Below are 8,259 nucleotides of genomic sequence, written 5' to 3' on the forward strand. Positions count from 1 at the left end.
GGCAGCCGCGCCACCAGCGCGGCACAGCGGGCCAAGCCGGGCAATCGCGCGTGCGGAATGGCCGCGCCGCCGCCAAAGCCGGTCGGCCCCAGCGCCTCGCGGGTGCGCAGTCGTTCCTGGATCAGCAGGGCCGATTGATCCACCAAGGGGGCCGCATGGCGGGCAAGCGCCAGCAAGGCGGCATCCTTGGCCAGCACCGGCAGTTCGGGAATCAGCCCGCCTGCGACCACCAGCCCGGCGAACCCGGGCCCCTGGGATGCTGTCGGCATTGTCGTCCTCAATCAGCCATGGCGGCCTGGCGCGGGCGGGCAGCAGCCTCGGCGCGGGGTTCGACCCAGCCGATCGTGCCGTCTTCGCGGCGATAGACCATGTTGTGCGTTCCCGTGGCGCTGTTGACGAACAGCAGCGCCGTGGTGTTCCGGAGATCGAGCATCATCACCGCATCGCTGACGCTGGTGGTGGGGATATCGACCCGGGTTTCGGCGATGATCAGCGGGGCGTCGCCTTCCGGCTCCACATCATCGGGCGCGGCGGCGAACACCTTGTATTCGGCGTTGTCGAGCGGCGCCAGTTCGGCCAGCGGCGGCGCGGTGCGACCGGCGGCCGGCGAATGCCGGTCCTTCAGGCGGCGCATGTAGCGGCGCAATTGCTTGTCGATGCGTTCGGCCGCGGCATCGAACGCCAGATGCGCATCACCGGCGCGGGCGGAACCCTTCAGGATCAGATCGGCCATCACGTGCATGACGATGTCGCACGAGAAATGGCCATAAGGCGCGGGGCCGAGCGTCACGTGCGACGACAGTGCGCGGGGGAAATATTTCGCCACCATCGCTCCCAGCCGGTCGTTCACATGTTCGCCAAAGGCTGCCCCGGTATCGACCTGGTGCCCTGAAATCCGGATATCCATGCTGTTTTCTCCTCAGGCGCTGGTGCCCGCTTCAACAAGCGTCACGACAGCCAGAGCGGATCCTTCAGGCCGGCCACGAAACTGGCATGGCGCACCAGCTCCTCCTCGCTGGCATTGTGGGCGCGTACGGCGAGACTCACCCGCTCGTAGGAAGTGTCGTCCGCAGCCGCGTCGGTTGCAAGGTCGAATCCGATCTGCCGGCCTCCGGTCAACTCGATATAGACACGGGCGAGCAGTTCGGCATCGAGCAGCGCGCCGTGCTTGGTGCGGGCTGAAAGATCAATGCCATAGCGGGTGCACAGCGCGTCCAGCGTGTGCTTGGCGCCGGGGTGCGTCTTGCGGCTGATCTCCAGCGTGTCGATGGCGCGGGTCATCGGGATGATCGGCATCCCGGCGCGCTTCAGTTCCCAGTTGAGGAACTCCATGTCGAAGGCGGCATTGTGCGCGACCAATGGCGCATCGCCGATGAATTCAAGGAAATCATCCACCACCTGCTCGAAGATCGGCTGGCCAGTGAGAAAGTCCGACGACAGGCCATGCACCCGCTCCGCATCCTTGGGCATCGGCCGCTGCGGATCGAGATAGGTGTGAAAGGTCCGCCCCGTGACGGTGCGGTTGACCATTTCCACCGCGCCGATCTCGACGATGCGGTGGCCATCACCAGGCATGATGCCGGTGGTTTCGGTATCCCAGACAATTTCGCGCATGCCGTCCATGTAGCGATGCCGCGGCGAAGGGCAAGCCTTGCGCGCTCAAGGTTCAGGCATATTCCAGGGAAAGGCACGATGTTTGGCGTAGAACACGGCAAGCATGATCGCGTAGCAAGCAAAGCCGTCAAGCAAAGCGGCGCTATAGCTCGCTCCCTTACCCAAATACAGCAGGGCCATAACGGCATCGGGCTTCACAACAAGAACGGTCAGATGTGCAAAGGCCAACCCGGCAATGGTCCGCCAGTAGGGCATCATCCTGCGGTAGCACCACATGCTTGATGCGGTCGCGGCAATTATTCCGGCCATCGTGAAGCTGGAGAGGGCAAACTCCTCGTAACCCGACCCAAGCAGTGCAATCACCAAGGCAAAGTCGAGGACGGCAAAATAGGTTTCAACCATTTTGCTTGGGATTCGAGGGCCCATACTCACAGAGAAGCGACCAGCCGTTTCACCGCAAGCCAGGTTTCGCGCCGGCCACGCCCGGTCTCGATTACCACATCGGCCAGCGCGCGTTTTTCGCGATCCGGCATCTGGCCTTTCAGGATGCCGGCGAATTTCTGCGGCGTCATGCCGGGCCGCGCCAGCACCCGGGCGCGCTGCACGCGAAAAGGGGCCGAGACCACGACATTGATGTGGCAGCGCCGCCAGCCGCCCTTTTCGAACAGCAAGGGCACATCGAGCACGATGGCGGGCTTGAGCCGGTGCGCGCCGAGGAAGTCGCTCTGCGCCTCGGCCACCAGCGGGTGCAAGATCTGTTCGAGCGCGCGCAGCTTCGTGTGATCGCCGAACACGGCCGCACCCAGCTTCTCGCGGTGCAGGCCGCCTGCATGGGTGGTGCCGGGAAACAGTGCTTCGATGGCGGCGAGCGCCCGGCCACCGGGGCCCTGAACGCGCCGCACTTCGGCATCGGCATCGAACACCGGCACGCCCAGCTTGCGAAACATGCTGGCAACGGTGGATTTGCCCATGCCGATGGAGCCGGTGAGGCCGATGATGATGGTGCGGCTCATCGGGTCAGCAGCTCCCGCAGTTCATCATCATGCTGGCGGGGCGCCTCGGCGCCATAGAACAGACGAAAGGCTTCGGCGGCCTGGCCGATCAGCATGGCGAGGCCGTCGATCGTGGTCAGCCCGCGCGCACGCGCGGCTTTCAGCAGCCCGGTTTCCAGGGGCGCATAGACCATGTCGAAGACGATGGTGTCCGGATAATAATCGTCGAGATTGATCGGCACTTCCGGATAGCCAGCCATTCCCATGGGCGACGCATTGATGATGACGTGGCTGTACCGCTGATCATCAGGGCCATCATCAGGATTGCGGATTGGCCCCAGCGCTTCAAGAGGCTGTGCGCCGCCTAGCGGTGTACCGACAAATTGCGCAAACGGGGCAGCCTTCGCGGGATCGCGAGCAAAGACGTCGAAATCCGTGAAGCCGGCCGCTGCTGCCCCGCAAAAAGCAGCGCGCGCTGCTCCACCTGCTCCGATGATCTGGACATAAGTGGCAACGTGATTTGGATAAGGCCTCCACAGGGAAGCGGCAGCAGCGAGCGGAACCCGAACGCCCTCCAGATCGGTGTTGATTCCCTTGAGTTTTCCGCCTTCGCTAACGACAATCGTGTTGACTGCTCCCACGTCGCGGGCAGTCTTCTCGAGTTCGTCTAGGAACGGCATTACCGCCAGCTTGTGCGGGATGGTGACATTGACACCGCGCAGGCCCATCGCCGGCAGCGCGCGGATGAACTGTTCCAGCTGCGCCGGTGCCACCGGAAAGCGGCTGTAATCACCATCCAGTCCCAGCTTGCCCAGCCAGAAGCGGTGGATCAGCGGCGACTTGCTGTGCTTAATCGGCCAGCCGATGACGCCGGCGACGCCAGGTTCGGGCATGCATTCGATCATGATGGCAGCACTCCGCGCGTGCGCAGATAATCGAGCACCGCCAGCAGCGGCAGACCGCGGATGACGAACTGGTCGCCGTCGATCCGGGTGAAGAGCTGCGCGCCCAGGCCTTCGATGCGGTAGCAGCCAACACAGCCGAGCACGGCCTCGCCTTCGGTATCGAGATAGGTGCTGATGAAATCATCGCTCAGCCGGCGCATGGTCAGCTTGGCTGCACCGGCGCTGCGCCACACCGGCTTGCCGGCTTCGCAGATGACGGCCGCCGAAATGAGCCGGTGGGTGGTGCCGGCCAGCTGACGCAATTGTGCTTCGGCACGGGGGCGGGTCTCCGGCTTTGCGATCATGGCGCCATCCGCGGTGACCACCACGGAATCCGCGCCCAGCACAAGCGCACCTGGATGCTGGCGGCTGATCTTCAGCGCCTTCACCTCGGCCAGCGCATCGGCAATGCGTTCGGGGCTGGCCTGTTCCGCCACCAGCCCGGCCGTGATCGCCTCTTCATCGACATGCGCCGGCAGCGCCTCGTGCGCCACGCCGGCGGCGGTCAGCATCGCCCGGCGCGCGGCCGACTGGCTGGCCAGAACCAGCATCACGCCGGCCGCTCCCCGGCCCTGTCCCCGTCCCCGGCTTTGTCCTTGCGGGCCTGGTGCAGGTTGATGATAGCCGCGGCGGTTTCCTCGATGCTGCGGCGGGTGACGTCGATCACCGGGATATCGTGATCAGCAAACAGCCGGCGGGCAAAGGCGACCTCAGCTTCGATGCGCTCCACATCCACATAATCGGTGTCGGGTGTCTGGCCGAGAGTCAGCAGGCGGTTGCGGCGGATCGATTGCAACCGGTCGGGCGCGGTGGTGAGGCCAACCAGCAACGGGCCCTTCACCGTCCACACGTGCGGGGCCGGCGGCGATTGCGGCACCAGCGGAATATTGGCCGTCTTGTAGCCGCGGTTGGCGAGATAGATGGACGTGGGCGTCTTCGAGGTGCGCGACACACCCAAGAGCAGGATATCGGCCTCTTCCAGCTCTTCCAGCGCGGTCTGCGCGCCATCATCATGCACCATCGTGTAGTTGATGGCGTCGACGCGGCGGAAATAGGCCTGGTCCATGACATGCTGGCGCCCCGGCCGGCGGGTGGCGGCCTGGCCGAGCAGTTCCGACAATGCCGAGATGGTGGGATCCAGCGGCGACACCATCGGCAGGCCCAACGTCGCGCAGCGGGTTTCGAGGCGATCGCGCACGGCACCATCGACCAGCGTGTAGATGACGAGGCCAGGCTTCCTGGCGACTTCCTCGATGATGCGATCGAGATGGCCTTCGCTGCGCACCATCGGCCAGAAATGCTTCACCGCCTGGGCACCTTCGAATCGCGCCAGGCTGGCCTTGGCCACCGATTCCAGCGTTTCGCCGGTGGAATCGCTGATCAGATGCAGGTGCAGAGCCTCCGGCGTGGTCATGGCCGGCCCCGCAGCGAATTTTCCCAACGCATGACTCTGTGGATAAGCATCAGGGCAAAGCGTTAACCGCCGTGTGGAGCAAACGGCAAGCCGATATTCCACCCATCCGCCCCCGCTTCCCCGGCCAAGCCATGCGGCTGCGGACATATTCACAGGGTGGGCTGTGGAAAACGGGGATGAAGCGGGCGACTCGCCCGAATCCGGCGAGTCGCTCACCCATCAGCCTGTGGATGGAATCGTTGAGGCGATTTTATCCCCACGATTCCGCCGGCCACTACAGTCCACAATCCTCCAGCATAGTTTTCGATTGATTGGAGTCGTCTCGGCCCTTGACCGGCTTTGGCGCTGGCCCGAAAGGGAGCCGCATGGCTGACCCGATCAAGACCCAGGATCCTCCGCTGCTCGCCGTGCTGAAGGGCGAACGCCGCGACCCGCCGCCGGTATGGCTGATGCGCCAGGCGGGCCGTTACCTGCCCGAATATCGCGCGCTGCGGGCCGAAAAGGGCGGCTTCCTCGAGCTCGTCTATGACAGCGATGCTGCGGCCGAGATCACCATCCAGCCCCTGCGCCGCTTCGGCATGGATGGCGCCATCCTGTTTTCCGATATCCTGATTGTCCCGCACGCCATGGGCCAGGGCCTGACCTTTGGCCCCGGCGAAGGCCCGCAGTTGAGCCCGGCGCTGCATGACGGCGACTTCTCGATGCTGGAGCCCAATCCGCTGCATTTCGCCAAGATCTACGAGACGGTGGCCAAAGTGCGAAAGGCCATCGATCCCAAGGTGACGATGCTGGGCTTTGCCGGCAGCCCGTGGACGATTGCCACCTACATGGTCGCTGGCCACGGCAGCAAGGACCAGGCCGAAACGCGCCGCCTCGCCTACAAGGACCCGGCGCGTTTCCAGGCGTTGATCGACAAGATCGTGGCCGTCACTGTCGACTATCTTTCAGGCCAGATCGAGGCGGGCGCCCAGGCTATCCAGCTGTTTGACAGCTGGGCCGGCACACTCTCCCCCGCCCAGTTCGAACGCTGGGTGATTGCGCCCAATGCCGATATCGTTGGCCGCCTGATGGTGCGCCATCCCGACGTGCCGATCATCGGTTTCCCCAAGGGGGCCGGTGCCAAGCTGGCGGCTTACGCTGCCGAAACCGGTGTCGATGCCGTTGGCCTGGATGAAACCGTCGATCCGGCCTGGGCCGATGCCATGCTGCCGCCCGACATGCCGGTGCAAGGCAATCTCGATCCGCTGGCGCTGATTGCTGGCGGCGAGGCGCTGGAACAGGCGGTGTCGCGCATCCGTCATGCGCTGTCAGGCCGGCCGCACATCTTCAACCTGGGCCACGGCATCCTGCAGGACACACCGATCGACCATGTCGAACATCTGTTCGCGCTGCTGAAGAAGCCGCTCTGAGCGATGACGGATTGGGGCGTCGGCTGGCTCGGCGAAGCCTATCTGTGGGTGAAGGCGCTGCACGTGGCCTTCGTCATCTTCTGGATGGCGGGGCTGTTCATGATCCCGCGCTTCCTGGTCTATTGGCACCCACTGGCACCCGATGCGCCAGAATCGGCGCTGTGGGATGAACGCTGCCGCCGTCTGCGCCGCATCATCCTGTCGCCGGCGATGGTGGTGAGCTGGGTGGCGGGCCTCAGTCTCGCCTTCCATCTTGGCTGGCCGCTGTGGCTGGTGGCCAAGTTCGCGTTCGTCTGCCTGCTGACCTGGTTTCATCACTGGAGCGTGGTCATGTCCAAGCGCTTTGCCGCCGGTGAACGGCCGACAACCGAAAAGCGGCTGCGGCTGATGAACGAGATTCCTTCGCTGGTCACGCTGGCGGTGGCGGTGCTGGTGATCGTCAAGCCCTTCTGATGCTGCCGGTGCTCGCCGTGCTGCCGCAATTGAAGGCGGCACTGGCGGAAAATCAGCCGGTTGCGCTTGTCGCCCCGCCAGGTGCGGGCAAGACCACAGCGGTCCCGCCCGCCCTGCTCGGTGAAGACTGGGCGCAGCGCGGCAAGCTCATCCTGCTCTCGCCCCGCCGGCTCGCTGCCCGCGCCGCCGCTGAACGCATGGCCGAACAACTGGGTGAAGCCGTTGGGCAGACCATCGGCTACCGCACCCGCCTCGATGCCCGCACGTCGGCCGCCACCCGCATCGAGGTGGTGACCGAAGGCATCTTCACCCGGATGCTGGTGGGCGATCCCGAATTGGCCGGTGTGGCCGGCGTGCTGTTTGACGAGGTGCATGAACGCAGCCTCGACAGCGATTTCGCCCTGGCGCTCACCCTTGAAGCCCGCGCCGCGCTGCGCCCGGATCTGCGCCTGATGCTGATGTCGGCAACGCTGGACGTCGCCGGCTTTGCCAGCATCATTCCCGGCCTGGCCCAGGTCGAATCCGAAGGCCGCATGTTCCCGGTCGCGCTGCGCCATATCGGTCGCAATCCGGCCGAGCGGCTGGAGGATGCCATGGCCAGTGCCATCCGTGGCGCGCTGGTTGCCGAGAGCGGCTCAATCCTGGCCTTTCTGCCCGGCGTTGCTGAAATCGAGCGTACCGCCGAGCGGCTGGAAGCGCGTTTGCCCGCCGACACTGATCTGTTCCGCCTGCACGGCGCCCGCGAGGCGACCGACCAGCGCGCCGCCATCGCACCGGCCCCGCCCGGCCGCCGCAAGATCGTGCTGGCGACCAGCATCGCGGAAACCAGCATCACCATCGATGGTGTGCGGGTGGTGGTCGATTCCGGCCTGTCGCGGCGGCCGCAGCTTGATCGCAGCGTGGGCCTGCAACGGCTGGTCACCATGCGCTCCAGCCAGGCGGCTGTCACCCAGCGCGCCGGCCGCGCTGGCCGCACCGCGCCTGGGGTCGCCATCCGCTTGTGGGAGGCCGCCGAGACGCTGGGCCGGGCGCCCTTCGACCCGCCCGAGATCATGGAGGCGGATCTGGCCGGACTGGTGCTGGATTGCGCGCGCTGGGGGGTGCCCGATCCTGCAACCCTGCCGTGGCGCGATCCGCCGCCGCCGGCCGCCGTGGCCGATGCACGGGCGCGGCTGCAGGCGTTGGGCGCGATCGATGCCGAAGGCCGGGTGACGCTACATGGCGAGAAACTGGCCGGCCTGGCGATGGCCCCCGAACAGGCGCACATGTTGGTGCTGGCGGCCCAGCGTGGCCATGGCCTGCTCGCCGCGCGCATTGCCGTGCTGCTGGGCGAACGCGGGCTCGGCGGGCGCAGCGATGATCTGGAACAGCGGCTTGTCGGTTGGGCGCGCGAACGCGGCCAGCGGGCCGACGCGGCGCGCAAGCTGGCGCAG

At 65.7% G+C, this 8,259-nt stretch carries 11 protein-coding genes; 3 read left to right on the forward strand and 8 right to left on the reverse strand.

The features are described 5' to 3' along the window. The 8 genes from GJ693_RS11690 to GJ693_RS11725 form a co-directional block, all read right to left on the reverse strand. On the reverse strand, positions 1-269 hold a 269-nt coding region (locus tag GJ693_RS11690; RefSeq protein ID WP_197042146.1), incomplete at its 3' end, for a PTS sugar transporter subunit IIA. Between the two features lie 8 nt (positions 270-277). Further along, positions 278-907, reverse strand: a complete 630-nt coding sequence (hpf, locus tag GJ693_RS11695; protein ID WP_156256480.1) for a ribosome hibernation-promoting factor, HPF/YfiA family — start codon at positions 905-907, stop codon at positions 278-280. A gap of 41 nt (positions 908-948) precedes the next feature. Next, on the reverse strand, positions 949-1,614 hold the full coding sequence (gene dnaQ / locus GJ693_RS11700; protein ID WP_156256481.1) for a DNA polymerase III subunit epsilon: 666 nt from the start codon (positions 1,612-1,614) through the stop codon (positions 949-951). 45 nt (positions 1,615-1,659) lie between these two features. Beyond that, positions 1,660-2,016, reverse strand: coding sequence for a hypothetical protein (locus GJ693_RS11705; RefSeq protein WP_156256482.1), 357 nt, complete (start codon positions 2,014-2,016; stop codon positions 1,660-1,662). A gap of 26 nt (positions 2,017-2,042) precedes the next feature. Then, positions 2,043-2,627, reverse strand: coding sequence for a dephospho-CoA kinase (gene coaE / locus GJ693_RS11710; RefSeq protein ID WP_156256483.1), 585 nt, complete (start codon positions 2,625-2,627; stop codon positions 2,043-2,045). Then, entirely contained in the window at positions 2,624-3,511 is an 888-nt protein-coding gene (aroE, locus tag GJ693_RS11715) for a shikimate dehydrogenase (protein ID WP_156256484.1), read from the reverse strand. Before aroE ends, coaE begins: the two co-directional genes overlap by 4 nt. Continuing rightward, the gene (locus GJ693_RS11720; protein WP_156256489.1) at positions 3,508-4,101 is read right to left on the reverse strand and encodes a Maf family protein; all 594 of its coding nucleotides are present in this window, start codon (positions 4,099-4,101) and stop codon (positions 3,508-3,510) included. Before GJ693_RS11720 ends, aroE begins: the two co-directional genes overlap by 4 nt. Beyond that, the gene (locus GJ693_RS11725; protein WP_156256485.1) at positions 4,101-4,964 is read right to left on the reverse strand and encodes a pyruvate, water dikinase regulatory protein; all 864 of its coding nucleotides are present in this window, start codon (positions 4,962-4,964) and stop codon (positions 4,101-4,103) included. Before GJ693_RS11725 ends, GJ693_RS11720 begins: the two co-directional genes overlap by 1 nt. Before the next feature lie 365 nt (positions 4,965-5,329). Here GJ693_RS11725 and hemE point away from each other — a divergent pair, with 365 nt between their 5' ends. The 3 genes from hemE to hrpB all read left to right on the forward strand — a co-directional run. Then, complete coding sequence (hemE, locus tag GJ693_RS11730) at positions 5,330-6,373, forward strand: uroporphyrinogen decarboxylase (protein ID WP_156256486.1); 1,044 nt, start codon at positions 5,330-5,332, stop codon at positions 6,371-6,373. A 3-nt stretch (positions 6,374-6,376) separates the two neighbouring features. After that, a complete protein-coding gene (locus GJ693_RS11735; protein ID WP_156256487.1) occupies positions 6,377-6,826 on the forward strand; it encodes a CopD family protein in 450 nt (149 codons plus the stop codon). Continuing rightward, positions 6,826-8,259 (forward strand): ATP-dependent helicase HrpB (hrpB, locus tag GJ693_RS11740; protein ID WP_156256488.1); only part of this gene is annotated, 1,434 nt, incomplete at its 3' end. The genes GJ693_RS11735 and hrpB, both read left to right, overlap by 1 nt.

Source organism: Sandarakinorhabdus oryzae (assembly GCF_009733735.1).
Lineage (GTDB): Bacteria > Pseudomonadota > Alphaproteobacteria > Sphingomonadales > Sphingomonadaceae > Sandarakinorhabdus > Sandarakinorhabdus oryzae.

Bases quoted from the DNA above. Each gene is read 5' to 3' on its own strand.
- GJ693_RS11725 (WP_156256485.1), bottom strand. From the start codon at position 4,964: ATGACCACGCCGGAGGCTCTGCACCTGCATCTGATCAGCGATTCCACC.
- GJ693_RS11720 (WP_156256489.1), bottom strand. From the start codon at position 4,101: ATGCTGGTTCTGGCCAGCCAGTCGGCCGCGCGCCGGGCGATGCTGACC.
- coaE (WP_156256483.1), bottom strand. From the start codon at position 2,627: ATGAGCCGCACCATCATCATCGGCCTCACCGGCTCCATCGGCATGGGC.
- hpf (WP_156256480.1), bottom strand. From the start codon at position 907: ATGGATATCCGGATTTCAGGGCACCAGGTCGATACCGGGGCAGCCTTT.
- aroE (WP_156256484.1), bottom strand. From the start codon at position 3,511: ATGATCGAATGCATGCCCGAACCTGGCGTCGCCGGCGTCATCGGCTGG.
- GJ693_RS11735 (WP_156256487.1), top strand. From the start codon at position 6,377: ATGACGGATTGGGGCGTCGGCTGGCTCGGCGAAGCCTATCTGTGGGTG.
- hemE (WP_156256486.1), top strand. From the start codon at position 5,330: ATGGCTGACCCGATCAAGACCCAGGATCCTCCGCTGCTCGCCGTGCTG.
- GJ693_RS11705 (WP_156256482.1), bottom strand. From the start codon at position 2,016: ATGGTTGAAACCTATTTTGCCGTCCTCGACTTTGCCTTGGTGATTGCA.
- dnaQ (WP_156256481.1), bottom strand. From the start codon at position 1,614: ATGCGCGAAATTGTCTGGGATACCGAAACCACCGGCATCATGCCTGGT.